This is a genomic window from Salmonella sp. SAL04202 (assembly GCF_046550775.1).
Classification (GTDB): domain Bacteria; phylum Pseudomonadota; class Gammaproteobacteria; order Enterobacterales; family Enterobacteriaceae; genus Salmonella; species Salmonella enterica.
This window is the reverse complement of sequence record NZ_JBGDXK010000007.1, coordinates 32,355-57,594: the sequence shown is the minus strand read 5'-3', so window position 1 is coordinate 57,594 and position 25,240 is coordinate 32,355. Positions and strand designations below refer to the sequence as shown.

The 25,240-nt window shown below is 53.2% G+C and carries 27 protein-coding genes; 16 read left to right on the top strand and 11 right to left on the bottom strand.

Going from position 1 to position 25,240, the window contains the following annotated elements:
- Nucleotides 1-215 precede the first annotated feature (215 nt).
- From rhaB to rhaM, 5 genes are all read left to right on the top strand, one after another.
- Complete coding sequence (rhaB, locus tag ACLJQJ_RS21105) at nt 216-1,685, top strand: rhamnulokinase (protein ID WP_001621393.1); 1,470 nt, start codon at nt 216-218, stop codon at nt 1,683-1,685.
- The gene (gene rhaA, locus ACLJQJ_RS21100) at nt 1,682-2,941 is read left to right on the top strand and encodes an L-rhamnose isomerase (protein WP_000211470.1); all 1,260 of its coding nucleotides are present in this window, start codon (nt 1,682-1,684) and stop codon (nt 2,939-2,941) included. The genes rhaB and rhaA overlap by 4 nt, the downstream gene beginning before the upstream one ends.
- 142 nt (nt 2,942-3,083) lie before the next feature.
- Nucleotides 3,084-3,911: a rhamnulose-1-phosphate aldolase gene (gene rhaD, locus ACLJQJ_RS21095; RefSeq protein WP_063809156.1), complete on the top strand. Its 828-nt coding sequence runs from the start codon at nt 3,084-3,086 to the stop codon at nt 3,909-3,911.
- A 126-nt stretch (nt 3,912-4,037) separates the two neighbouring features.
- Complete coding sequence (gene fucO / locus ACLJQJ_RS21090) at nt 4,038-5,186, top strand: lactaldehyde reductase (RefSeq protein WP_000009254.1); 1,149 nt, start codon at nt 4,038-4,040, stop codon at nt 5,184-5,186.
- On the top strand, nt 5,183-5,497 hold the full coding sequence (gene rhaM, locus ACLJQJ_RS21085; RefSeq protein WP_000619478.1) for an L-rhamnose mutarotase: 315 nt from the start codon (nt 5,183-5,185) through the stop codon (nt 5,495-5,497). Before fucO ends, rhaM begins: the two co-directional genes overlap by 4 nt.
- Before the next feature lie 88 nt (nt 5,498-5,585).
- Here the strand turns inward: rhaM and ACLJQJ_RS21080 are convergent, their stop codons facing one another.
- Entirely contained in the window at nt 5,586-6,134 is a 549-nt protein-coding gene (locus tag ACLJQJ_RS21080) for a helix-turn-helix domain-containing protein (protein WP_001517951.1), read from the bottom strand.
- A 100-nt stretch (nt 6,135-6,234) separates the two neighbouring features.
- On the opposite strand from ACLJQJ_RS21080, the gene ACLJQJ_RS21075 reads away from it, so the two are divergent.
- Complete coding sequence (locus ACLJQJ_RS21075; RefSeq protein ID WP_000683586.1) at nt 6,235-6,894, top strand: AzlC family ABC transporter permease; 660 nt, start codon at nt 6,235-6,237, stop codon at nt 6,892-6,894.
- Complete coding sequence (locus ACLJQJ_RS21070; protein ID WP_000527677.1) at nt 6,894-7,217, top strand: AzlD domain-containing protein; 324 nt, start codon at nt 6,894-6,896, stop codon at nt 7,215-7,217. The genes ACLJQJ_RS21075 and ACLJQJ_RS21070 overlap by 1 nt, the downstream gene beginning before the upstream one ends.
- A 354-nt stretch (nt 7,218-7,571) precedes the next feature.
- Here ACLJQJ_RS21070 and ACLJQJ_RS21065 read toward each other — a convergent pair whose 3' ends face one another.
- Nucleotides 7,572-8,672 carry a YiiG family protein gene (locus ACLJQJ_RS21065; protein WP_000828048.1) on the bottom strand — a complete coding sequence of 367 codons (1,101 nt, stop codon included), beginning with the start codon at nt 8,670-8,672 and terminating at the stop codon, nt 7,572-7,574.
- Nucleotides 8,673-8,854: 182 nt separating this feature from the next.
- Here ACLJQJ_RS21065 and ACLJQJ_RS21060 point away from each other — a divergent pair, with 182 nt between their 5' ends.
- Nucleotides 8,855-9,886, top strand: coding sequence for a YiiG family protein (locus ACLJQJ_RS21060; protein WP_000710967.1), 1,032 nt, complete (start codon nt 8,855-8,857; stop codon nt 9,884-9,886).
- A gap of 267 nt (nt 9,887-10,153) precedes the next feature.
- On the opposite strand, the gene fdhD is transcribed toward ACLJQJ_RS21060, so the two are convergent.
- On the bottom strand, nt 10,154-10,990 hold the full coding sequence (gene fdhD, locus ACLJQJ_RS21055) for a formate dehydrogenase accessory sulfurtransferase FdhD (RefSeq protein ID WP_001059740.1): 837 nt from the start codon (nt 10,988-10,990) through the stop codon (nt 10,154-10,156).
- 194 nt (nt 10,991-11,184) lie between these two features.
- Here fdhD and fdnG point away from each other — a divergent pair, with 194 nt between their 5' ends.
- Genes fdnG through fdhE form a run of 4 tightly spaced genes read left to right on the top strand, consistent with a single transcriptional unit; the run spans nt 11,185 to nt 16,708 of the window.
- Nucleotides 11,185-14,235, top strand: a complete 3,051-nt coding sequence (gene fdnG, locus ACLJQJ_RS21050; RefSeq protein ID WP_077248424.1) for a formate dehydrogenase-N subunit alpha — start codon at nt 11,185-11,187, stop codon at nt 14,233-14,235.
- Between the two features lie 12 nt (nt 14,236-14,247).
- Nucleotides 14,248-15,150: a formate dehydrogenase subunit beta gene (fdxH, locus tag ACLJQJ_RS21045; RefSeq protein WP_000331364.1), complete on the top strand. Its 903-nt coding sequence runs from the start codon at nt 14,248-14,250 to the stop codon at nt 15,148-15,150.
- A complete protein-coding gene (gene fdoI, locus ACLJQJ_RS21040) occupies nt 15,147-15,782 on the top strand; it encodes a formate dehydrogenase cytochrome b556 subunit (RefSeq protein WP_000829025.1) in 636 nt (211 codons plus the stop codon). Before fdxH ends, fdoI begins: the two co-directional genes overlap by 4 nt.
- The gene (fdhE, locus tag ACLJQJ_RS21035) at nt 15,779-16,708 is read left to right on the top strand and encodes a formate dehydrogenase accessory protein FdhE (RefSeq protein ID WP_063809157.1); all 930 of its coding nucleotides are present in this window, start codon (nt 15,779-15,781) and stop codon (nt 16,706-16,708) included. The genes fdoI and fdhE overlap by 4 nt, the downstream gene beginning before the upstream one ends.
- Nucleotides 16,709-16,745: 37 nt before the next feature.
- Here fdhE and ACLJQJ_RS21030 read toward each other — a convergent pair whose 3' ends face one another.
- Both ACLJQJ_RS21030 and ACLJQJ_RS21025 read right to left on the bottom strand, forming a co-directional pair.
- Nucleotides 16,746-17,120, bottom strand: a complete 375-nt coding sequence (locus ACLJQJ_RS21030; RefSeq protein WP_000238494.1) for a type II toxin-antitoxin system VapC family toxin — start codon at nt 17,118-17,120, stop codon at nt 16,746-16,748.
- Entirely contained in the window at nt 17,120-17,362 is a 243-nt protein-coding gene (locus tag ACLJQJ_RS21025; protein ID WP_001523745.1) for a CopG family transcriptional regulator, read from the bottom strand. Before ACLJQJ_RS21025 ends, ACLJQJ_RS21030 begins: the two co-directional genes overlap by 1 nt.
- Before the next feature lie 204 nt (nt 17,363-17,566).
- Between ACLJQJ_RS21025 and ACLJQJ_RS21020 the strand changes: the two genes are divergently transcribed.
- From ACLJQJ_RS21020 to ACLJQJ_RS21010, 3 genes are all read left to right on the top strand, one after another.
- On the top strand, nt 17,567-18,496 hold the full coding sequence (locus ACLJQJ_RS21020) for an alpha/beta hydrolase (RefSeq protein ID WP_063809158.1): 930 nt from the start codon (nt 17,567-17,569) through the stop codon (nt 18,494-18,496).
- 85 nt (nt 18,497-18,581) lie between these two features.
- The gene (locus tag ACLJQJ_RS21015) at nt 18,582-18,893 is read left to right on the top strand and encodes a type II toxin-antitoxin system HigB family toxin (protein ID WP_063809159.1); all 312 of its coding nucleotides are present in this window, start codon (nt 18,582-18,584) and stop codon (nt 18,891-18,893) included.
- Nucleotides 18,890-19,336 carry a type II toxin-antitoxin system HigA family antitoxin gene (locus ACLJQJ_RS21010; protein ID WP_001259011.1) on the top strand — a complete coding sequence of 149 codons (447 nt, stop codon included), beginning with the start codon at nt 18,890-18,892 and terminating at the stop codon, nt 19,334-19,336. The genes ACLJQJ_RS21015 and ACLJQJ_RS21010 overlap by 4 nt, the downstream gene beginning before the upstream one ends.
- Before the next feature lie 14 nt (nt 19,337-19,350).
- Here the strand turns inward: ACLJQJ_RS21010 and fabY are convergent, their stop codons facing one another.
- The 6 genes from fabY to ACLJQJ_RS20980 all read right to left on the bottom strand — a co-directional run bounded on the left by fabY (nt 19,351) and on the right by ACLJQJ_RS20980 (nt 24,160).
- Nucleotides 19,351-20,292, bottom strand: a complete 942-nt coding sequence (fabY, locus tag ACLJQJ_RS21005) for a fatty acid biosynthesis protein FabY (protein WP_001518251.1) — start codon at nt 20,290-20,292, stop codon at nt 19,351-19,353.
- A 44-nt stretch (nt 20,293-20,336) separates the two neighbouring features.
- Nucleotides 20,337-20,774: a D-aminoacyl-tRNA deacylase gene (gene dtd / locus ACLJQJ_RS21000; RefSeq protein ID WP_000560969.1), complete on the bottom strand. Its 438-nt coding sequence runs from the start codon at nt 20,772-20,774 to the stop codon at nt 20,337-20,339.
- Nucleotides 20,771-21,643: a virulence factor BrkB family protein gene (locus ACLJQJ_RS20995; protein WP_000921423.1), complete on the bottom strand. Its 873-nt coding sequence runs from the start codon at nt 21,641-21,643 to the stop codon at nt 20,771-20,773. Before ACLJQJ_RS20995 ends, dtd begins: the two co-directional genes overlap by 4 nt.
- Entirely contained in the window at nt 21,637-22,236 is a 600-nt protein-coding gene (gene yihX, locus ACLJQJ_RS20990; protein ID WP_000965695.1) for a glucose-1-phosphatase, read from the bottom strand. Before yihX ends, ACLJQJ_RS20995 begins: the two co-directional genes overlap by 7 nt.
- Nucleotides 22,237-22,426: 190 nt before the next feature.
- Entirely contained in the window at nt 22,427-23,230 is an 804-nt protein-coding gene (locus ACLJQJ_RS20985) for a DeoR/GlpR family DNA-binding transcription regulator (RefSeq protein ID WP_000059693.1), read from the bottom strand.
- A gap of 33 nt (nt 23,231-23,263) precedes the next feature.
- Entirely contained in the window at nt 23,264-24,160 is an 897-nt protein-coding gene (locus ACLJQJ_RS20980) for a sugar kinase (RefSeq protein ID WP_001520529.1), read from the bottom strand.
- Between the two features lie 164 nt (nt 24,161-24,324).
- Here ACLJQJ_RS20980 and yihU point away from each other — a divergent pair, with 164 nt between their 5' ends.
- Nucleotides 24,325-25,221, top strand: coding sequence for a sulfolactaldehyde 3-reductase (gene yihU, locus ACLJQJ_RS20975; protein ID WP_000268248.1), 897 nt, complete (start codon nt 24,325-24,327; stop codon nt 25,219-25,221).
- Nucleotides 25,222-25,240 lie beyond the last annotated feature (19 nt).

Here is a 25,240-nt window from a genome sequence, read left to right as displayed (position 1 = left end):
GCTAAAGCGCGCAAACATGGTCTTTTTTTCAAGAAAAGGCGGGAAAAAGCGGGAAATGCGGACGACATCACACCGGCCTATTAGTAGAAACTGTGAACGCTATCACGTTCATCTTTGCCTTGTTGCCAGCGGCTCATTTTCCTGTCAGTAACGAGAAGGTAGGTCTTTGAGGGCTTTTTTAGACTGTGCGCAATGACTCTAAGAAGGACCTGATTATGACTTTTCGCCATTGTGTCGCGGTTGATCTCGGCGCATCCAGCGGGCGCGTGATGCTGGCGCGTTACGACAGCAAACACCGTACCCTGACGCTACGTGAAATTCACCGTTTTGTGAACTGCCTACAAAAAACAGACGGGTTTGACACCTGGGACATCGACAGTCTGGAAAAGGATATCCGTCTTGGTCTGAAGAAAGTCTGCAATGAAGGCATTCTTATCGACAGCATCGGCATCGACACCTGGGGCGTCGATTATGTCCTGCTGGATAAACAAGGTCAGCGTGTCGGTCTGCCGGTCTCCTACCGCGATAACCGTACCACGGGCATCATGCCGCAAGCGCTGGTCCAGATCGGCAAAAGCGAAATCTATCGCCGCAGCGGGATTCAGTTTCTGCCGTTTAACACCATCTATCAGCTACGCGCGCTGACGAAACAACAGCCTGAGTTAACGGCGCAGGTCGCTCATGCGCTGCTGATGCCCGATTATTTCAGCTACCGCCTGACCGGTGAAATGAACTGGGAATACACCAACGCCACGACCACCCAGTTGGTCAATATCAATACCGATGACTGGGACGATACCCTGCTGGCGTGGACTGGCGCGAAAAAGAGCTGGTTCGGCCGCCCCTCGCACCCTGGCAATGTTATCGGCGACTGGATTTGCCCGCAGGGCAACCGTATTCCGGTGGTAGCCGTCGCCAGCCACGATACCGCCAGCGCCGTTATTGCCTCTCCGCTGGCAAATAAACATAGCGCTTACCTGTCTTCAGGCACTTGGTCGTTGATGGGTTTTGAAAGCAAAATGCCCTACACCACTGACGAGGCGCTGGCTGCCAATATCACCAACGAAGGCGGCGCAGAAGGGCGTTATCGGGTACTGAAAAACATTATGGGTTTGTGGCTGCTCCAGCGTGTGCTGAAAGAACGGCGCATTACCGATCTGCCTGCGCTTATCGCCCAAACAGAAGCGCTGCCGGCCTGCCGTTTCCTGATTAACCCGAATGACGATCGCTTTATCAATCCTGACGATATGCACGCCGAAATCCAGGCCGCCTGTCGCGAGACCGACCAGCCCGTTCCCGTCAGCGATGCCGAACTGGCGCGCTGCATTTTCGACAGTCTGGCGCTGCTGTATGCCGACATTCTGCACGAACTGGCAAATCTGCGCGGCGAAAAATTTACCCAACTGCATATTGTCGGCGGCGGATGCCAAAACGCGCTACTCAACCAGTTGTGCGCCGATGCATGTGGCATTCGCGTGATGGCCGGGCCGGTTGAAGCCTCCACCCTTGGCAATATTGGTATTCAGCTTATGACCCTCGACGAATTAAACAACGTCGATGACTTCCGTCAGGTCGTCAGCGCTAACTACGACCTGACAACCTATATCCCTAATCCTGATAGTGAAATTGCCCGCCACGTTGCGCAGTTTCAACCCAAACGACAGACAAAGGAGCTTTGCGCATGACCACTCAACTGGAACAAGCCTGGGAACTGGCAAAACAACGTTTCGCCGCAGTAGGTATTGATGTCGAGGAGGCGCTGCGCCAGCTCGATCGCCTGCCGGTTTCCATGCACTGCTGGCAGGGCGACGATGTTGCCGGATTCGAGAACCCGGAAGGTTCGTTGACGGGCGGAATTCAGTCGACCGGCAACTATCCGGGCAAAGCGCGTAACGCCACCGAACTGCGCGCCGATCTGGAACAGGCGCTGCGTCTGATCCCAGGACCAAAACGGCTGAACCTGCACGCCATTTACCTTGAGTCGGATACGCCGGTTGCTCGCGACCAGATCAAACCGGAGCATTTTAAAAACTGGGTGGAGTGGGCGAAAGCGAACCGGCTGGGGCTGGATTTCAACCCCACCTGTTTTTCTCATCCACTGAGCGCTGACGGTTTTACCCTCTCTCATCCAGACGCGAAAATTCGCCAGTTCTGGATCGATCACTGCAAAGCCAGCCGCCGCGTCTCGGCATACTTTGGTGAGCAGCTCGGTACGCCGTCGGTGATGAACATCTGGATTCCGGACGGCATGAAAGACATTACCGTCGACCGTTTAGCCCCGCGCCAGCGCCTGCTGGAAGCGCTGGATGAGGTCATTAGCGAGAAATTCGACCCGGCGCACCACATCGACGCCGTTGAGAGCAAACTGTTTGGCATCGGCGCGGAAAGCTACACCGTCGGCTCCAATGAGTTCTACATGGGCTACGCCACCAGCCGTCAGACCGCGCTGTGCCTTGATGCGGGCCACTTCCATCCCACTGAAGTGATTTCCGACAAAATTTCCGCCGCCATGCTCTACGTGCCACGGCTGCTGCTGCACGTCAGCCGCCCGGTACGCTGGGATAGCGACCACGTGGTGCTCCTGGACGATGAAACCCAGGCAATTGCCAGCGAGATCGTCCGTCATAACCTGTTCGACCGTGTGCATATCGGCCTGGATTTCTTCGACGCCTCTATCAACCGTGTCGCCGCGTGGGTTATCGGTACCCGCAACATGAAAAAAGCGCTGCTGCGCGCTCTACTGGAACCCACAGATCAACTGCGTCAGCTTGAGGCCAGCGGCGATTACACCGCGCGTCTGGCGCTGCTGGAAGAGCAAAAATCTCTGCCGTGGCAGGCCGTCTGGGAAATGTATTGCCAGCGTCACGACACGCCGGCTGGCAGCCAGTGGCTGGACAGCGTTCGCGTCTATGAAAAAGAGATCCTGAGTAAACGTAGCTGACAGCGACACCTGATCTGTAGGCCGGATAAGACGCCCGCGTCGCCATCCGGCAATAAATGAAACACGATTGCCGGATGGCGCTGCGCTTATCCGGCCTACGTAAGACCCGAATAACCTTCGGGCAATAAATGGGAACACGAACATGCAAAATATTACCGATTCCTGGTTTGTCCAGGGCATGATTAAAGCCACGTCTGATGCGTGGCTGAAAGGGTGGGACGAACGTAATGGCGGTAACCTGACGCTGCGTCTGGATGAAGCCGATATCACACCGTTTGCGGCTAATTTCCACGAAAAACCGCGCTATATCACGCTAAGTCAACCCATGCCGCTGCTGGCGAATACGCCGTTTATCGTTACCGGTTCCGGCAAATTCTTTCGCAACGTGCAGCTCGATCCGGCAGCCAATTTAGGCGTGGTCAAAATCGACAGCGACGGCGCAGGCTACCACATTCTGTGGGGCTTAACCCACGACGCGGTACCCACCTCTGAACTCCCGGCGCATTTCCTCTCCCACTGCGAACGCATCAAAGCCACCCACGGCAAAGACCGCGTCATTATGCATTGCCATGCGACTAACCTGATCGCCCTCACCTACGTACTGGAAAACAACACTGCGCTGATCACCCGCAAACTGTGGGAAGGCAGCACCGAATGCCTGGTGGTATTCCCGGACGGTGTCGGCATTCTGCCGTGGATGGTGCCAGGCACCGATGAAATCGGCCAGGCCACCGCGCAAGAAATGCAGAAACATTCGCTGGTACTGTGGCCGTTCCACGGCGTGTTCGGAAGCGGACCTACGCTGGATGAAACCTTCGGTTTGATAGATACCGCAGAGAAATCCGCTGAGGTATTAGTCAAAATCTATTCGATGGGCGGTATGAAGCAGACCATCACGCGCGAAGAACTGGTCGCCCTCGGCAAACGTTTTGGCGTGACACCGCTGGCCAGCGCCGTAGCGCTGTACTAATACCTCCCAACTCAACGCCGGATGCGGCTTTGCCTTATCCGGCCTACAGGTCGGTGCGCATTTTACCGTAGGCCCGATAAGCGTAGCGCCATCGGGCAACAGGGAATTTTTTTAAGGAGAATAGTGATGAGCTTTATGTTGGCACTGCCAAAAATTAGCCTGCATGGCGCTGGAGCGATTGCCGATATGGTGAACCTCGTGGCGAATAAGCAATGGGGCAAAGCGCTGATCGTTACCGATGGTCAACTGGTAAAGCTGGGCCTGCTGGATAGCCTGTTTAGCGCACTGGATGAACATCAAATGTCTTACCACCTGTTTGATGAGGTGTTCCCAAACCCGACAGAAGAGCTGGTGCAGAAAGGTTTTGCGGCGTATCAGAGCGCAGAATGTGACTACATTATCGCCTTCGGCGGCGGCAGCCCGATCGATACCGCTAAAGCGGTGAAAATTCTGACCGCCAACCCAGGCCCATCTACCGCCTACTCCGGCGTCGGCAAAGTGAAAAACGCCGGCGTACCGCTGGTAGCGATTAATACTACGGCAGGTACCGCGGCAGAGATGACCAGCAACGCGGTGATTATCGACTCTGCCCGAAAGGTCAAAGAGGTGATCATCGACCCGAATATCATCCCGGATATTGCCGTGGATGACGCCAGCGTTATGCTGGAAATCCCGGCTTCTGTGACCGCCGCAACCGGCATGGATGCCCTGACCCATGCGGTGGAAGCCTATGTCTCCGTTGGCGCGCATCCGCTCACCGACGCTAACGCGCTGGAAGCGATTCGCTTAATCAATGTGTGGCTACCGAAAGCGGTTGACGATGGTCATAACCTCGAAGCCCGTGAGCAAATGGCATTCGGCCAGTACCTGGCGGGTATGGCGTTCAACAGCGCCGGTTTGGGGCTGGTTCACGCGCTGGCGCACCAGCCGGGCGCAACCCACAATCTGCCGCACGGCGTCTGCAACGCTATCCTGCTGCCAATTGTCGAGAACTTTAACCGTCCGAACGCCGTCGCGCGTTTTGCCCGCATCGCACAGGCGATGGGCGTGGAGACGCGCGGTATGTCTGACGAAGCCGCAAGTCAGGAAGCGATTAACGCTATCCGTACGCTGAGCAAACGCGTCGGCATTCCAGAAGGTTTCAGCACGTTGGGCGTCACAAAAGAAGATATCGAAGGCTGGCTGGATAAAGCCCTCGCCGACCCGTGCGCGCCGTGTAACCCGCGCACCGCCAGCCGCGATGAAGTTCGCGAGCTGTACCTGGAGGCGTTATGATCCGCAAAGCCTTTGTGATGCAGGTAAATGCCGACGCGCACGAGGAGTATCAGCGTCGTCATAACCCAATCTGGCCGGAGCTGGAAGCCGTATTAAAATCTCACGGCGCGCATCACTACGCGATTTATCTCGATCAGGAGCGCAATCTGCTGTTCGCCACCGTTGAGATTGAATCCGAGGAGCGCTGGAACGCCGTTGCCAGCACCGACGTTTGCCAGCGTTGGTGGAAACATATGCGTGACGTTATGCCCGCGAATCCGGATAACAGCCCGGTCAGCGCAGAGCTAAAAGAGGTGTTCTATCTGCAGTAAGTCGTGTGCCCGGTGGCGCAAGCTTACCGGGCCTACGGTTTTATTTTTTGTAGGCCGGATAAGGCGGTTACGCCGCCATCCGGCAATTTCAATTCTGCTCCGCTACCAGGATAGCCTGAGTATCCGGTTCCAGCGCTTTAAAGATATGCGCCTGGTCGCCGGGATAACAAATGTAATCGCCCTCCGCCAGCTCTTCCGGCGCCTCGGTTAAGCCGACGAGGGCTTTTCCCTGCGTAACAATAATATGTTCCACCGACCCCGGCGGATGCGGATGAGAGATCCGGTCGGCCCCCGGCTGCGTCAACAGCAGATAGATATCACGCCGCGCGCCGGGCGGACACGCCGCCAGTAATATCGCCTGATAATGCGCCTGCTCCGCCACCACTTTGGTGCCTTCTCCGCGGCGAATCACCTGCGTTTTTTGTACCTGCGGCTCCAGCAGCCTGGCAAAGGGAATGTCGAGCGCGACGCATAGCGACCATAACGTCTCCAGGCTGGGGTTGCCGTTCCCTGCTTCCAGTTGTGAAAGCGTAGATTTAGCGATGCCTGCGCGCCGCGCAATCTCCGCCAGCGACAGTCCGGTTCGCTGGCGTTCGCGTACCAGACTTCTGGCAATGACGCTGATAGGTTGTGTCATAAAGCATCCAACGTTCACTATAACGAACGAAATGTTCGTCTTGTAAAGCAAATCTGTTCCGTTCATTATAATGAAAATTCGTTCGATATGACTAAAGAAGATGAAACACTATTTTTCCTGTCTCAAGGGAGACACGATAAAAGCGATATTTTTAGTGTGCCTGGCCGTGGGCGTCGTCGGCATGTCCTATGGCTCACTGGCGATGGCCTACGGTTTCCCACTGTGGGTGCCGTTTGTCCTCTCTATTTTTGTACTGGCGGGCGCGTCCGAATTTATGTTTATCGGCATTGTTGCCAGCGGCGGCAATCCGTTAGCGGCGGCGGCGGCAGGACTGCTGGTGAATGCGCGCCACGTGCCGTTTGGCGTAACGGTGCGCGATTTGGTTGGCACCCGCGCCGCCAGCTTTTTCGGCTGCCATATTATGAATGATGAGAGCGTGGTGTTCGGCCTGTCGCAAAAAACACCCGAACAACGTAAAGCCGCCTACTGGCTATGCGGTCTGGGCGTCGCCCTATTCTGGCCGATTGGCACACTGATTGGCGCAGGTGTCGGCAAACTGCTCCCGGCCCCAGAAACCATCGGTCTGGATGCCGTATTCCCGGCAATCTTACTGGCGCTGGTGATCCCGGCGTTTAAAAACCGCACCACATTGATTCGTGGTTGCAGCGGCGCCGCGCTGTCGCTTGCCGCCGTTCCCTTTGTGGCTGCCGGATTGCCGGTGTTGCTTTCGCTGCTTGGCCTACTGGCGAGAAAAAAATAATGGGCAATATGACGCTATTTATTATCGGTATTGCTCTTTTATCTGCGGGAACCTATTTGATGCGCCTCGGCGGCGCGAAACTTGGCAGCCGTCTGGCGCTGTCTGAGCGTTCACAGGCGCTGCTCTCGGATGCGGCAACGGTGCTGCTATTCTCCGTCGCGCTGGCGACCACCTTTTACGAAGGCGAACATTTTGCCGGAATGGCGCGCGTTCTTGGGGTTGGCTTCGCCGTATTTTTAGCCTGGCGTAAAATGCCGCTTATTGTGGTGATTATCGCCGCCGCGGTAGTGACCGCGTTATTACGAATGGCGGGTATTAATTAACGTCTTACAGAACAGTTGGACGTGACACCCTATAAGTGATGAAGGCTGGGCCGCCCTATGCTGAAGTGGCCCAGAACTTTCGCATCAGCGGGATAAATGCTTTCCATATAAATGCCGATCCTCAATGACACTACCAGTACCTTCCAGCGTGACGTCAACATCTTGTGATAGCTTCAGATTACTGGTTTTTCTAATAGCTCTCTTTAGTTAATGTTTACGTCAGCTATTTTTACGGATATTGCCTGATGAAGAATACATAAACGAAAAAAGCGCCTGATCGGCGCTTTTTATTGGCGTTATAGCGTAATTTTATAGGCACTTGCGCCAGCCTGCGCGCAGTTAATGTGCCGTCACTCAACGCAGGCGGTTATAATCATCCACCATCTCGTTATAACTTCTCAACGACGCCGGATAAGAATCCGCAACCATCCATCCTGTTGCAGGGTCCTGCACCCGTTTCTTTTCAAAATCAGAATACTCAACATTGTCTCTGATGCGACGAATATATTTTTTAGCTTGTAGCTGATAATCAGCCGCAGAGCTGATGAAAGAAGAATTACGGCCATCAGTATTCACTTCTTTCAATTGCGCAATCATTGTTTCCAGTTCCGCGACTTTTTTCATCATCGCTTCGGCATCAAAGGTATCGGCAGAAATAACCTTGTTGATCTGCTTTGCCGAAATCATGACAGCCAGAGAATAATAGTTAAATGTTTTACCTTCCGCTTCTTCTATTCTCTTCAACTGTGTCAATTGCCGCCTGTCATTTATTTCCTGAATAGCCTCATGATATTTTTCCGAGACGGGTTTAAAATCCTCGATATTCTTCAGTAATGTCTGATGCAGCGCCTTACCTTTAGCAAAGGCATCATCTTTATAGTTTTCCTGGGTATAATATTTTTCCATTTCGTTAATGGTATTACCCAGCGCGGCGGCGCTATCAATATAGCTAACGGCAACGCCATCAATAGGCTCAAGTAATGGCGTTAAGGCGGCCACCTGTTTCATCTCTTTCTGGCAATTCGTTATGTAAGACTCCGTAATACCATAAATGCCATAAACCAGGCTCTCTTTCCCTGTCGGACCTTTTTTAAAGTCTTTCACCCAATCCGCGTAACGCGCCAGACTGCGCTGAACGGGCAATTGAAGTTTATTAAAACAATCGATATAGACATCCATTTTTTCACTATAAACTTCTTCAGCGTCAACCTCCGGCTGAGCTGGCGTTTCTGGCTTCGCCGCCGGGGGCTGAGTTGCCGTTTCTGGCTTCGCTGCTGGGGGCTGCGCTGGACTTTCGCCAGATTGCGTTTCCGGCGTCTGAGAAGGCGCTGGCGTCGCAGGCTGACTGCTGGCGGCCGGCGTCGCCTCGGTTTTAACATTATTGTCATCACATCCTGTTGCGCCCAGGGTCATTAGCGCAATGATTATCGCTGAGGATAATAAATTCCTTTTCATTTAATTGCCTTTTGTATATTTACGTTGGGGTCCTCTTATTTTAACGAACACATTGATATTGATAATGTTAATTATAATGAAATATGGATTAAGTATTTTTTGTGTTGAATAAATCACATACCTGTTTTTTTTCATTAAAATGAATCTGTAAATTTCAATGATATTATTTATAGGTTATTCTAATGAAAAAGGATTTGTTATCATCAATTATTATCGCTATGCTGATGACTGCCGGGCTAAGCGCTTGTGATGAAAAAAAAGCGGACGAACAACCTGTAGCTCAGAGTGCGGATTCATCAGCGAGCAATACACAATCCACATCAGCGGAAAGCGCAGATGCGAACGATGTTCTTAACCAAAAGCTGAATGTTTACATTGATTGTTATAATAATCTCCAGGCAGATATTTACCGTGCTGTAAATCGTTATGCTAACACATTCGACGATTTCCGCACCGGTCCTACCGGTAAGGAAGATGATCCCTCTCCGCTGGTTCCTGTGTATCCTGCATTTATCCAGGACTGCCGGAAAGACATCAAGGCGGCGGCTGAATTAAAGCCGGCGTTTGCCTCTCTGGATAGTGCTGCTCTGGCATTTATTAATGCGGCTGGGCCACTAGCTGAAACAATCAATAGTATGAATAAATACTATGATCAAGATAACTTCAAGGATGATGCCTTTGCTGGCGCTAAAGCGTTCCATAAAACGTTTATAAAACAGTTCGATGAGTTTGATCCCATTGCGAAGAAATATATCGCCGAGATTACCATTATGAGTGGGCAGCATGCGGCTAATGAAATTAAGGCGACCGAGAAGAAAGAAGGTAAATCCATTAAGTACTATACGCTTTTGACGATGCAGGAAGCCGAGACGCTTAATGACGCTGTAGCTGATGATTCTTTTGATGTGGCGGCAGTAAGCAAACAGCTCGCTGATTTTGAAGAGCATACTCAGAAGCTAAACGAGAAGATCAACGTTGATATAGATAAACATCGTAGCTTCCCTGGTTTTATTTCTGAGCTGGAAAAATTCCAGGGCAAGGTGAAAAAACGCATTCGGCGCGTGCGCGATAACGTGGCGTATACCTCGCATGAGCAGGACTACCTCAATAGCGGCAGCGGCGATATGGTAGATGGTTCTTATGAGGCTGTGGTTAAAGCTTATAACGAGCTCATCGATACCTATAATGGCTATCATCTTGAGCGTGAGTTCTAAGCTTTTCACGCTGCAAATCGCGTGCATATGACCGCTGAACTGAGCAAATAAGTCGTTAGCGACTGCCGAAAGAGCGCCCCAGGGGCGCTTTTTTCGTTCGAAGTATTACCGGGTAGCAAGCGCCTCGTGAATGGCTGGAATAAGCTGCGGCCCAGCATAAAAACGATTAAAACCTGTATGGCCTCGCCACTATACGTGATTCCGTTATCAAGAGAGGCTGTAAAATTGAGAAAATATATATTTTACGAAAATGTAGAGGGTACTATTTTAGTCTGCGATTAACCGCTGCGGATGGGTATAAATCGTCGCCCGACCCGGCTTACAGAACCCCACCAGCGTCAGATTGCAGCGTTCAGCCACCTCGACCGCCAGCGTCGTTGCGGCAGAGACGGCAAACAGAATTTCCACACCGCACATCGCCGACTTCTGCACCATTTCGTAACTCGCACGACTGGAAACCAGCGCCGCGCCTTGCCGCCATTCCTCACCCTCCGTGGCGCGGCGGCCGAGCAGTTTATCCAGCGCAACGTGGCGTCCGACATCTTCATGGCCCCCCGCCAGTTCACCCGACGGCATGACCCACGCCGCAGCGTGCGTACAACCCGTCAGCTTACCCGTCGGTTGAAAATCATTCAGATGTTTTAACGCGCGATCAAGGTTACCGAGATTAAACGTTTGGCTAAACGGCAGCGGTTGCACCGGCTTACCGATGTCATTGAGCTGTTCCACGCCACATACGCCGCAACCGGTACGTCCGGCCAGCGCGCGACGACGCGCTTTCAGCCCCATAAATCGACGGCTGGAAAGATCAATCTGCACTTCAAGTCCGTTACAGGACGGTACAACGTCCATGCCATAGATTTCACGCGGGCTGTCAATGATCCCTTCCGACAGAGAAAACCCTATTGCGAAATGCGTCAGATCTTTCGGAGAGGCCATCATAACGACATGCGAAATGCCGTTATACACCAGTGCCACTGGCACTTCCTCGGCAACATCATCAAGTTGGGGGGACTGCAAATCCTCGCGTTTCCAGAGAGTCAACTGGCGTGAGGTTGTGAAATCAGTCACATTTAGGACTTCTTCAGACAGTATATTGTTCACTTTCTTTTAACCATATAAGAACACACACACCAACATTATGGTATTCTGTTACAACTCCTCCCGGATGGAGGAAAATTTATCCAATTCTGAACCTTTGCGGGCCCGTCCGCAAAGAAAAATAACAACCACTCCCTGAGCGTTTCGGATAGAGAAATGTGAAAGAGAAGTGACAATGTCGAAACAAGGAGCAAACCATGCAGGTCAGCAGAAGGCAGTTCTTTAAGATCTGCGCTGGCGGTATGGCAGGCACCACGGCGGCGGCACTGGGCTTCGCGCCCGGCGTAGCGCTAGCGGAAACACGGCAATATAAACTGCTGCGCACCCGCGAAACCCGTAACACCTGCACCTACTGTTCCGTTGGCTGCGGGCTGTTGATGTACAGCCTCGGCGACGGTGCGAAAAACGCCAAAGCATCTATTTTCCATATCGAAGGGGACCCGGATCATCCGGTAAGCCGTGGCGCGCTGTGCCCGAAAGGGGCCGGTCTGGTGGACTTTATCCACTCTGAAAGCCGCCTGAAATTCCCGCAATACCGCGCGCCGGGTTCAGATAAGTGGCAACAGATCAGTTGGGAAGAAGCGTTTGACCGCATCGCTAAACTGATGAAGGAAGATCGCGACGCCAACTATCAGGCGCAGAACGCCGAAGGCGTTACCGTTAACCGCTGGCTCACCACCGGGATGCTGTGCGCTTCCGCATCCAGTAACGAGACGGGTTATTTAACGCAAAAATTCTCCCGCGCGCTGGGTATGCTCGCGGTCGACAACCAGGCGCGTGTCTGACACGGACCAACGGTAGCAAGTCTTGCTCCAACATTTGGTCGCGGTGCGATGACCAACCACTGGGTCGACATCAAGAACGCCAACCTCGTCGTGGTGATGGGCGGTAACGCCGCAGAAGCTCACCCGGTCGGGTTCCGCTGGGCGATGGAAGCCAAAATTCACAACGGCGCGAAGCTGATTGTGATCGATCCGCGCTTTACGCGTACCGCGTCGGTGGCCGATTTCTATGCGCCAATACGCTCTGGTACTGACATTGCCTTCTTGTCAGGCGTGATGCTGTATCTGCTGACCAACGAAAAATACAACCGTGAATACACCGAGGCCTATACCAATGCCAGCCTGATCGTGCGTGAAGATTTTGGCTTCGATGATGGTCTGTTCACCGGCTATGACGCAGACAAGCGGCAGTACGATAAAACCAGTTGGCACTATGAGCTGGACGAAAACGGTTTTGCCAAACGCGATACGACACTGCAACACCCGCGCTGTGTCTGGAATCTGTTGAAACAGCATGTCTCACGCTATACGCCGGACGTGGTAGAAAATATCTGCGGTACGCCGAAAGCGGACTTCCTGAAAGTGTGCGAGTACATTGCAGAAACCAGCGCAAAAGATAAAACCGCGTCGTTCCTGTACGCGCTGGGCTGGACGCAGCATTCCATCGGCGCGCAGAACATCCGTACTATGGCGATGATCCAGCTTCTGCTCGGTAACATGGGGATGGCGGGCGGCGGCGTTAACGCCCTGCGCGGTCACTCCAATATTCAGGGGCTGACCGACTTAGGACTGCTGTCGCAAAGTCTGCCGGGCTACCTGACGCTGCCGAGCGAAAAACAGACCGACCTGCAAACCTATCTGGCTGCCAATACGCCGAAGCCATTGTTGAAGGATCAGGTCAACTACTGGGGCAACTATCCGAAATTCTTCGTCTCAATGATGAAGGCCTTCTTTGGTGATAAAGCGACAGCGGAAAATAGCTGGGGCTTTGACTGGCTACCGAAGTGGGATAAAGGGTACGACGTGTTGCAGTACTTCGAGATGATGAAACAGGGCAAGGTCAACGGCTATATCTGCCAGGGCTTTAACCCGGTGGCCTCATTCCCGAACAAAAACAAAGTGGTCGCGTCGCTTTCCAAACTGAAGTACCTGGTGACTATCGATCCGCTCAACACCGAAACGTCCACCTTCTGGCAAAACCACGGTGAGTCGAACGACGTTGATCCCGCAAAAATCCAGACCGAAGTGTTCCGTCTGCCTTCCACCTGTTTTGCCGAGGAAAATGGTTCCATCGTTAACTCCGGTCGTTGGTTACAGTGGCACTGGAAGGGCGCGGACGCCCCGGGAATTGCCATGACCGACGGCGAAATCCTCGCCGGTATCTTCTTACGCCTGCGTAAGATGTACTCTGAACAGGGCGGCGCCAACCCGGAACAGGTGCTGAATATGACCTGGAACTACACCAAACCATACGAACCTGCCTCTGAAGAAGTGGCGATGGAAAGTAATGGTAAAGCGCTGGCCGATCTTATCGATCCGGCAACCGGCGCGGTGGTGGTGAAGAAAGGCCAACAGCTCAGTTCGTTCGCGCAACTGCGCGATGACGGTACGACGTCCAGCGGCTGCTGGATTTTCGCCGGTAGCTGGACGCCGGAAGGCAACATGATGGCGCGTCGTGATAACGCCGACCCGTCTGGTCTCGGCAACACGCTGGGCTGGGCATGGGCATGGCCGCTTAACCGCCGCATCCTCTATAACCGCGCCTCCGCCGATCCGCAGGGTAATCCCTGGGACCCGAAACGTCAGCTACTGAAATGGGAAGGCGGAAAATGGGCCGGATGGGATATTCCGGACTACAGCGCCGCCGCGCCCGGCAGCGACGTCGGACCGTTTATCATGCAGCCGGAAGGGATGGGCCGCCTGTTTGCTATCGATAAGATGGCGGAAGGGCCGTTCCCGGAACACTACGAGCCGTTTGAAACGCCGCTGGGCACTAACCCGCTGCACCCGAACGTTATCTCTAACCCTGCCGCCCGTATCTTTAAAGACGATGCCGACGCGCTGGGTAAAGCGGATAAGTTCCCGTATGTCGGAACCACTTACCGTCTGACCGAGCACTTCCACTACTGGACCAAGCACGCGTTGCTTAACGCTATCGCCCAGCCGGAACAGTTTGTGGAAATTGGCGAGAAGCTGGCGAATAAGCTCGGCATCGCGCATGGCGATACCGTGAAGGTCTCCTCGAACCGCGGCTATATCAAAGCCAAAGCGGTGGTGACCAAGCGTATTCGCACGCTGAAAGCGGACGGCAAGGATATCGATACCATCGGTATTCCTATTCACTGGGGCTACGAAGGCGTGGCGAAAAAAGGCTTTATCGCCAATACGTTAACGCCTTTCGTCGGTGATGCGAACACGCAAACGCCGGAGTTTAAATCCTTCCTTGTGAACGTGGAAAAGGTGTAACGGAGACGACCTATGGCTTATCAATCGCAAGACATCATTCGTCGTTCCGCCACTAACGGTTTCACCCCCGCGCCCCAGGCGCGGGACCACCAGGAAGAGGTGGCGAAACTCATCGACGTCACCACCTGTATCGGCTGTAAAGCGTGTCAGGTGGCGTGCTCCGAGTGGAACGACATCCGTGATGAAGTGGGCAATAACGTCGGGGTGTATGACAACCCGGCGGACTTAACCGCGAAATCCTGGACGGTGATGCGCTTCTCGGAAGTGGAACAGAACGACAAACTGGAGTGGCTGATCCGTAAGGATGGCTGTATGCACTGCGCCGATCCCGGCTGCCTGAAGGCCTGTCCGGCGGAAGGGGCGATCATTCAGTACGCTAACGGTATTGTCGACTTCCAGTCCGAGCAGTGTATCGGCTGCGGCTACTGTATCGCTGGCTGCCCGTTCAACGTGCCGCGCCTCAACCCGGAAGACAACCGCGTCTATAAATGTACGCTGTGCGTTGACCGTGTGGTGGTCGGCCAGGAACCGGCCTGCGTGAAGACCTGTCCAACCGGCGCCATTCATTTTGGCTCGAAAGAGGATATGAAAACGCTGGCGGGCGAGCGGGTAGCGGAACTAAAAACCCGTGGTTATGACAACGCGGGTCTGTACGATCCGGCGGGCGTAGGCGGTACGCATGTCATGTACGTGCTGCATCATGCCGACAAGCCGAATCTGTATCACGGTCTGCCGGAAAACCCGGAAATCAGCGAAACCGTTAAGTTCTGGAAAGGCGTCTGGAAACCGCTCGCCGCGTTCGGTTTTGCCGCGACCTTTGCCGCCAGCGTCTTCCACTATGTCGGCGTCGGTCCGAACCGCGCGGAAGAGGAAGATGACAACCTGCATGAAGAGAAAGACGAGGTGCGCAAATGAAACGACGTGACACCATCGTGCGCTATACGGCGCCGGAACGCATCAACCACTGGATCGTCGCCTTCTGCTTCGTGCTGGCGGCGGTGAGCGGGCTGGGCTTTTTATTCCCATCCTTCAACTGGTTGATGCATATCCTGGGCACCCCACAACTGGCGCGAATTCTGCACCCGTTTGTGGGCGTGGTTATGTTTGCCTCGTTCATCATCATGTTTTTCCGTTATTGGCACCACAATCTAATCAATCGGGATGATATCTTTTGGGCGAAGAATATTCGTAAGATCGTCGTCAACGAGGAAGTGGGTGACACCGGGCGTTATAACTTCGGTCAGAAATGCGTATTCTGGGCGGCGATTATCTTCCTGGTGCTGCTGCTGGTGAGCGGGGTAATTATCTGGCGTCCGTACTTTGCGCCTGCTTTCTCAATCCCGGTGATCCGATTCGCGTTAATGTTGCATTCTTTTGCCGCAGTAGCGTTAATTGTGGTTATCATGGTGCATATCTACGCCGCCCTTTGGGTGAAAGGCACCATTACCGCGATGGTGGAAGGCTGGGTAACCCGGTCGTGGGCGAAGAAACATCACCCGCGCTGGTACCGAGAAGTCCGCAAGACAACGGAAAAAGAAACTGAATGAGTATTCGCATAATCCCGCAAGATGAGCTGGGGTCGAGCGAGAAACGTACGGCGGATATGATTCCGCCGTTATTGTTCCCCCGACTCAAAAACGTCTACAACCGCCGCGCCGAACGTCTGCGCGAGCTGGCTGAAAATAACCCGCTGGGCGATTACCTGCGCTTTGCCGCGCTTATCGCGCACGCGCAGGAAGTGGTGCTGTACGACCATCCGCTGGAGATGGATCTGACCGCACGTATTAAAGAAGCGAACGACCAGGGCAAGCCGCCGCTGGATATCCACGTGTTGCCGCGTGATAAGCACTGGCAAAAACTGCTGCATTCGTTGATTGCCGAGCTAAAACCCGAGATGAGCGGCCCCGCGCTGGCGGTGATTGAGAACCTGGAGAAAGCCTCAGAGCAGGAGCTGGAGCAGATGGCCAGCGCGCTGTTTGCCTCGGATTTTGCCTCCGTCAGCAGCGATAAAGCCCCGTTTATCTGGGCCGCGCTCTCCCTTTACTGGGCGCAAATGGCCAACTTGATTCCAGGCAAAGCCCGCGCGGAATACGGTGAAGCGCGCCAGTATTGCCCGGTGTGCGGTTCGATGCCGGTCTCCAGCATGGTGCAGATCGGCACCACGCAGGGGCTGCGTTATCTGCACTGCAACCTGTGTGAAACCGAGTGGCACGTGGTGCGCGTGAAGTGCAGCAACTGCGAACAGAGCCGCGACTTACACTACTGGTCGCTGGAAAATGAGCAGGCTGCGGTGAAAGCCGAAAGCTGCGGCGATTGCGGGACTTACCTGAAGATTCTCTATCAGGAAAAAGACCCGAAAGTGGAAGCAGTGGCCGACGACCTCGCCTCGCTGGTGCTGGACGCGCGCATGGAACAGGAGGGCTTCGCCCGCAGTTCCATCAACCCGTTCCTGTTCCCGGGGGAAGGGGAATAAGTTTTTTACTCAGACCGGGCGAAGTTTGCCGTCCGGTCTACAAGTGATACGGTGTGATCACTCCCGGAATATCGGCAAAGTCTTTTGTATTACGCGTCACAAGCTCACAACGATGGACTTGAGCAGTGGCCAAGATGATCGCATCCGGGAGTTTCATGCCATACTCCTGCCTGACAATGACGCTTCGTTCCGCGATTTCCTGTGTTACGCCAATAATATTGAACGCACTTAATGCAATGCGCGTGCGGTTTTCCTGATGATATTTCTTAGCACCCACCATCACTTCCATCCATGTGATAAGGCTAATCGCATTCTGTGGCGGATACGCTTCCAGCGCATGTTTCGCTTCAATTCGACCGCTAAACAGGTCGATGAGGATATTGGTATCAAAAAGCGCAGACCCTTTGACCATTACCATTCCTCACGAAGTTTACGTTGGTATTCAACGCCATCTTCCTCACAGCCTTGCCAGAGCCCCAATGCTTTCGAAATTGTGGTCTCAGCCCGATCCTGTCTTTCCAGATACTGCTCAACGGCCTCCCGCAAGAGTTCTGCACGAGGTAGGTTGCGTTGCACCTTGAGATCGTCAAGCCGTTTAATCACATCGTCTGATAAATCGAGTAAAATTCTGCCCATATCCATCCCAGCCATCATACTCACATATACCTCCAGTATATCATTTGCGCTTATTTTTCAAACAACATACACCTGAGACTGACGAGAAAATAGTTATTACGCGAACGATTTTTATTTTTGCGAGCCGCTTTCCAGAATCGTACGCAGCCCAATTTTCCCATTTTCATTCGTACCAAATCGAGTTATAAAACTGTATATCCATACAGATAAAGGCAATGAAAAATGGCACTGGAAAGCGGGATTGCGCAGTTAGTGGAGGAATTTATCGCGGCGGGACGCCCCTCTTCTCGCGAACAGAATATTGATGACCGGAGGGCGGGCTACATCGCCAGCACGACACTGGCAGGAGAAACAGAAACCCGCGTCCAGGTTGAAGATATTGAACTCGATGCCATGACGTTTCGCGTGGTTTCGCCGCTCAATGCCACAGGGAAATTACCCTGCATCATTTATTATCATGGTGGCTGCTTTGTCAGCGGCGGTTTTGCCACTCACGATAACCAGTTAAGGCAGTTAGCTTTTTACAGCCGTTGTCGCGTGATTGCGGCACAGTACCGACTTGCACCAGAGCACACCTTCCCGGCCGCCCATAACGATGCCGAAACCGGAGCCAATACTATCTGGAAATATGCCCAGAAACTGGGGATAGATCGCGAGAACATTACGCTTGCTGGTGACAGCGCGGGTGGGCATCTGGCGCTGGTCACCGCGCTACGCCTGAAAGCCGCCCGTCAATGGCAACCTGCACAGCTGATTCTGATCTACCCCATGCTGGACGCAACCGCCAGGTTTGCGAGCTACACCTGTAATGGGCTGGATTACATTATCACGCGTGACACGCTGCTTTCAGGCTACGAGATGTATATGCCGCGAACCGATCCACAGCATCCTGAAGCCAGCCCGCTCTGGCGTGAGGACTTCGCCGGACTGCCATCCACGCACATCATTACTGCCGAATTCGACCCACTGCGCGATGAGGGCGAGGCCCTGTATCAACGGTTCCAGGAACAGGGTGTGGAATGCACTTGCCAGCGCTATCTCGGTGTCATCCATGGCTTTTTCCAGCTCGGAGGCGTGAGCCAGGCGGCACGAAGCGCCATGCGAGATGTGGCCTGGCGTGTTGTAAGTCCATCAACAGGCAAAATGACCTAAAATTCAATTTTGTTTTCAACTTGAAAACTGGATAACGTTGCGCTAAATTGTTTTCAGGTTGAAAACTTTGTAATGGAACTACATTGTGTATGTTATCAGCCGAAAACCGTTCAATGAAGCGATGCTCATGTATCCAAACCATGAGCTTGCTCTCACTGAGTTGCTGAATGTTCTGGAGAAAAAAACATTCACTCAGCCTGAAGAGATGAAGCGGTATATTCCTTCACTGGATAATTTTAAGTACAGAGATAAATGGTGGGTGATTGATGTTTCTGGTAACAGCCTGAGACTCATTTCCTACATAGATTTCAGGTTACATAAGATATTTGTGAAACATATCGTTTCCCATGCCGAATATGACAAACTGACCGCATATTATCGGGGTAATAAAGAATGAGAACTCATCGTCAGATGGATGCAACCAGCGCAAAAAAGATCGTTGATACCTTCAGCGATGCGGTAAAAACCGTCCCACTGATGGGGGAAGACCGAAATGACAATGAGTATCGCAGGGCACTAGCGCTAGTGGAGTTTCTGGTCGACCACGACGATCTTGAAAACCCACTATTTGAATTGCTCTGTGCCCGAATCAGTGAATACGAAAAACATGCGCCGGAATTCAAAGCACTCAACCAACACCTGGAGAAAACGCCCCCTGGCGTTTCAGTATTGCGAACGCTCATGGATCAATACGGTCTCAAAGCAGCAGATCTTGCCAACGAACTTGGCTCTAAATCGAACGTCAGCAACATCTTAAATGGCCGCAGAGCACTAACGGTTAATCATATTAAAGCGCTTACACAACGCTTCAAACTACCAGCAGATGCCTTCATCGAGTAGTTGGAGATGTCCAGCTACTCCTCCTCATTCCCGCCCTCTTCATACGGGCCGAACGGTTTCGCAGGTAGTACGATATAAATGCCTTCGAAAATTGCCCCGGCGGTCTCGCCGCCCAACAGTTCAACCTGCAACTGGACACGCGCTTTTTTACCCCGCGCCAGCCTGTCCAAATCACCGCTTAGCGACCCCAAATCAGCCACGGCGTTTGGCTTTCCGCTAATGGGTTTACTGTAGCGAATATGGGCGTCAGCAAGAATAATCGTCCCGCCCAGGTGGCGTTCACGGAGCATCAGCCAGATAAGTCCCCATCCGGTCAGCGTCGCCAGGGAGAACAAGCTGCCGGCAAACACCGTGTGATGCGGATTTTGATTACCGGTTTCCGGCATCGTGGTGATAAATTTTTGCCCGGTGTACTGCTGAATGCGCACCCCCATCTTTTCACTCAATGGAATGTGCTCATACCAGGCCTGCTGAAGCTGCCCGCACCAGTCGCCGCGATGCAGGATATCATCCAGCGATGCTACCGGTTTAATCATCAGAAAATGGCGGATTGGCGTGGTTGTGGGCGTAGTAATCTCCCCCTGATTGACAAATCCGAGTTTGGCAAAGAACTCAACCGCATCTTCGCGCGCGCTGCAGGTGACGCGCTTAACGCCTTCCTGGCGGGCAACAGACTCCAGGGTCATCGCCATTAATGTCCCCAGCCCTTTATCCTGTACCGAGGGATGTACAGCCATAAAACGAATAGACGCCTCGTTATCTGCATTGATATACAGGCGGCCCACTGCAACTAAGTTTCCTTCTTCGTCCACCACCATTTGATGGTGCGCCAACGCATCCCAGCCATCCCGTTCCGACCCTTTCGGCTGGTGCAGCGGTTTACGCAGCATCTCCCAGCGAAACTGGTAGTAACGTTCTAATTCTTCTTCTGTTTGCGGAACTCGAAGGTGATACATAGCCGTACTCTCTCTTGTTATCCGCGGCCACGCCGGAAGCTGACTCATACCTGGAGCCAGAATGTCACGGGACCGTCATTAACCAGCTCAACCTGCATATCGGCAGCGAAGCGTCCGGTTTGCGTGTTTATCGCCTGCTGGCGGCAGCGTTCGACAAAATATTCATAAAGCGCCTGCGCGCGATCCGGCGCAGCCCCGCCAGAAAAGCTTGGTCGCATACCGCGCTCGGTATCTGCCGCCAGCGTAAACTGCGACACCACCAGCACGCTGCCGCCAGCCTGTTGTACATTCAGATTCATCTTGCCGTCAGCATCGCTGAAGATACGGTATCCCAGCACGCGCTCGCACAGACGATTCGCTTTTTGTTCGTCATCTTCTTTTTCGACACCCAATAACACCAAAAGTCCTGGGCCGATTTCACCCGTCACCTCGTCCTCCACGGTGACGCTGGCACGGGTTACGCGTTGAATTAATGCAATCATGGTTGGTCAGCTTCTTCTTGTTCTGCGGCTTGTTTGAGTTTTCGGTATTCCCCGAGAGTGACAGTTATTTCTGCGCCAAGCAAGACTATACACCAGGTCCAGTATACCCAGACAAACAGGATTGGGATCACTGCCAGTACGCCATAAATGAGCTGATATGACGGGAACATGGTGATATAAAGCGCGAAACCTTTCTTTCCGGCCTCGAACAGCAACGCTGCGACAAACGCGCCGACAAGGGCGTCACGGTTCGGTACGCGAGTTGTTGGGACAATACTGTAAAGTAACCAGAATGAGATCCACGAGAGCAGCAGCGGAAGGATGCGCAATACATTGTCGATGACCGTATTCAGATCGCTGGCCCAGCGTAAAGAAAGCAGGTAGGAGCTGATTGCCAGGCTGGCGCCGGCGAGAAGCGGGCCGAGCGTGAGGATCATCCAGTACACCGCAAAAGAGTACACTTTTGGCCGTGTGCGTTTGCTGCGCCAGATAGTGTTTAAGGCGCTATCAATGGCGTACATCAACAGCAATGCCGTCACAATCAGTCCACAGGCGCCCACCGCCGTCATTTTGTTGGAATTAGCGACAAACTGCTCAATATAGCGCTGAATCACATCTCCGGTGGCTGGCATAAAGTTAGCAAAAATAAAATGGCGTAACTGAATGCTGACATCAGAAAACATCGGAAAAGCAGCGAAAAGGGCAAAAACGACGGCAATAAGCGGTACTAAGGAGAGTAATGAGACATAGGCGAGATTTCCTGCCAGAGTCGTCATATTATCCTCATCGATACGCTGCCATAATAGCTTGAGCCAGGCCCGAACAGGGCGCGTATGGCGTCCAGCTTTTTGGTGAACGGTTTTTAGCATAACAGCTTCGCGAAATAGTCAGGGATGGTGGCTTTATCCTTCACCAGAATGCTGGTGATCCCCAACTGGTTGGCCCCTTCTATATTATCGGCATTGTCGTCGAAAAAGACCGCATCGGCAGCGGAAAAACCTTCTTTCTGCAGGACGTGCTGATAAATACGCGCTTCCGGCTTACGCATTCCCAAGTCCTGCGATAAATAGATATGGTCGGCGGCAGCGCGCACCTCCGGGTATTCCTCCGGCCAGAAGTGGGTATGCAGTCGGTTAGTATTGGATAGCACCACCACGCGATGCCCCTGCTCGCGCAGTTTATGCATGATAGCAATCACTTCGGGCCGTAATCCGACAAATACCGCCTGCCAGCCGTGCGCAAATTGTTCATAACTGAGCGATAACGCCATTTCATGACAGAAAGCTTCAGCAAACGCTTCGTCCGTTATCTCACCGCGTTCATGTTGGTGAAAAGTCTCGCCCATCGTAAATTTTTGCTTCAGCGAAGCCAGCGGTACTCGACTCAGATCGCTCCACACACCTAATACGCGGTTAAAGTCGATGTCGACAATCACATTACCTAAATCAAAGATGTAGAGCATGTCATTCTCCTTGCTAACCGGGGATGAATAACTGTAGCGGGAAAGGAGAAGTTTGACTATGTATCCCTTTATAAATCAATTAACAAAAAGACAATAGAAACGCAGACGATGCCCAATATCGCCTGCATCACAGCGCCGTTTTATTGGCCGGATAAAGCGCTGACGCGACCCTCCGGCGCAAGGGCGCTTGTCACGCTGAAACGGCGTCGTCCAGCGAAGGACTCACCTGAACCACTTCGATTTGCTGGGATTGAAGTAAATTCTGTAATGCCGGACCGGGATACTCGTCCGTAAACAGAGCGGTAATCTGTGACACATTGCCGATCTCAACCGCCGCAGAAGCATGGTATTTCGTATGATCGGCGGCCAGCAGAATATGTCGCGAGTGGGCCATCATGGTTTTCACTACGCTGGCTTCGTTGACATCAAACTCCAGTAACGCGCCATCGCTCTCTATCGCGCCTACGCTGGTGACGAGATAGTCAGCCCGGAACCCCGCCACAAACGCCGCCGCGGATGGCCCGATAATGCCGCTATTATGCGGGCGCAGCGTGCCGCCAGGCACCATCACTTCAAAACGAGGGTTATTATAAAGAATGTGCGCGACGCGCAGGCTATTGGTGATAATGCGCAGATGATTATGGTTGAGCAGCGCGCGCGCCACCTGCTCAACCGTCGTTCCAATCGTGATAAATATCGTGGAGCCATCCGGAATATAGTCAGCCACGGCTTCCGCAATGGCTTTTTTCTCTTGCGTCCAGGAGACCTCTCGCTGCTCAAAGGCGGTATTGACCACACTGGACGCTCTGCCAGCGCCGCCGTGATGACGCGTAATCAGCCCCTGCTCGCTTAATTTACGAATATCGCGGCGAACCGTCTGGGTAGAGACCTCCAACAAACTGGCTAACTCATCGATATTCATATAGCCGCGCTCATCAATAAGCATTAACAGCCGATCATGTCGCGGATTACCGGTCAGTTCGGTAAGACTCATGAGCATTCCTCTAAAAGCTTCCTACTGCTCATATTATACAAAAAGTGACAAGAAAGATCGGGTTTGCTCACAATCAGGGATACCCGCCCGGCCACCCGGGCGGGTACACTTCAGCGCGGCAACGCCGCTGGCGAATCTGACAGCCTCTTCGATGGCGTATCCGCTTGCCAGGCCAAATGCCAGTGCGCCATGAAAAACATCGCCCGCGCCGGTAGTATCCACCACCTCCACGGTAAAACCCGGTTGGTGGCGTACCGCCGCTTTTTCCAACCAGTTGCAGCCTTCGCTGCCTCGCGTGACATAGACATGTCCATTTGTGAGCATTTGTGCTTTTTTTAGCGCATCAATGGCTTCGCTCATCCCCGTCAGGCGTGCCAGCCCTGGCTCGGAGAAGGCGGCGTGGTCGCTTAACGCCACCAGCTCGCTAATATCCTGTGGCGTAATATCGCCATCAAGAACAGTCATGACGCCAGCCTGACGCGCCAGCGTAAACGCCTGTTTTGCGCCGTCATGCCAGCGCACATCCGCCAACACCACATCCCACTGCGAAAAATCGATGTCGTTAAGCCAGTCGGCGTCAGGTAATAAATCCGGGCTGGGATAATTAACGATAATCCGCTCTCCTTTGGCATCCACCATAATCGCTGACTGCGACGACATGGCCTGCGTGTAGCGGCGGGTATAGCGGGTATTTACCCCCAGGGATTCCAGTTCCGCCAGCAGGCTGTTTCCGGTGTCGTCATCGCCCACACGGCCAATAAAGTCCACCTGCGCGCCCAATTTCGCCGCAGCCACGGCAGCGGTCGCCGCAGGCCCGCCGCCCACTTCCGTATAGCGCTTCGCCACATATTTACCCCCTTCTGTCGGTAATCCTTCCACGTAATAGATGCGATCCATCACGGTAATACCTACACAAGCAATACGAACCATGGTCATTCCTCAAGCATTTTCGATGTGCTCATTTTAATTTCACGAAATGTTTAAAAAGTGACGGCTGTCAATTTTTTGACTATAAATTACAAATACGATCACAAACAGACAGAAAAATGCTCATTAATGACAAAAAATGACACCACCGTGTTCAGGAGAACGATATGGCAGTTATAGCATTTATCGGGTTGGGACAGATGGGCTCCCCTATGGCGAGCAATCTGCTAAAGCAGGGCCATCAACTCAGCGTCTTCGATGTTAATCCCGACGCCGTACAGCGTCTGGTAGACAAAGGCGCGCAACCTGCAAGCAGCCCGGCTCAGGCAACCATCGGCGCTGAATTTGTTATCACCATGCTCCCGAACGGCGATCTGGTTCGTTCCGTTTTGTTTGGCGAGCAAGGCGTTTGTGAAACCCTTTCCCGTGAAGCGCTGGTCATTGATATGTCCACTATTCATCCGTTGCAAACCGATAAGCTGATTGCCGACATGCAGAGCAAAGGGTTCAGCATGATGGATGTGCCGGTAGGCCGGACATCCGACAACGCGATTACCGGCACATTGTTGCTGCTGGCAGGCGGTACGGCGGAGCAAGTAGAGCGTGCTACCCCTGTTCTGATGGCGATGGGTAATGAGCTGGTCAACACCGGCGGCCCGGGAATGGGTATTCGCGTAAAACTGATCAACAACTACATGAGTATTGCGCTAAATGCGCTCTCCGCCGAAGCCGCCGTGCTGTGTGAAGCGCTGGGGCTTTCTTTCGACGTGGCTTTAAAAGTGATGAGCGGCACTGCCGCAGGCAAAGGGCATTTCACCACCACCTGGCCGAATAAAGTGATGAAAGGAGATCTGTCTCCCGCCTTCATGATCGATCTGGCGCACAAAGATCTTGGCATCGCGTTGGATGTCGCCAATCAACTGCACGTACCGATGCCGCTCGGCGCCGCCTCCCGTGAAGTTTATAACCTGGCGCGGGCCGCAGGCCGCGGTCGGGAAGACTGGAGCGCCATCCTGGAACAGGTGCGCATCAGCGCCGGGCTGACCGCCAACGTAAAAAAGTAACGACTGTATAAAGGAAAAT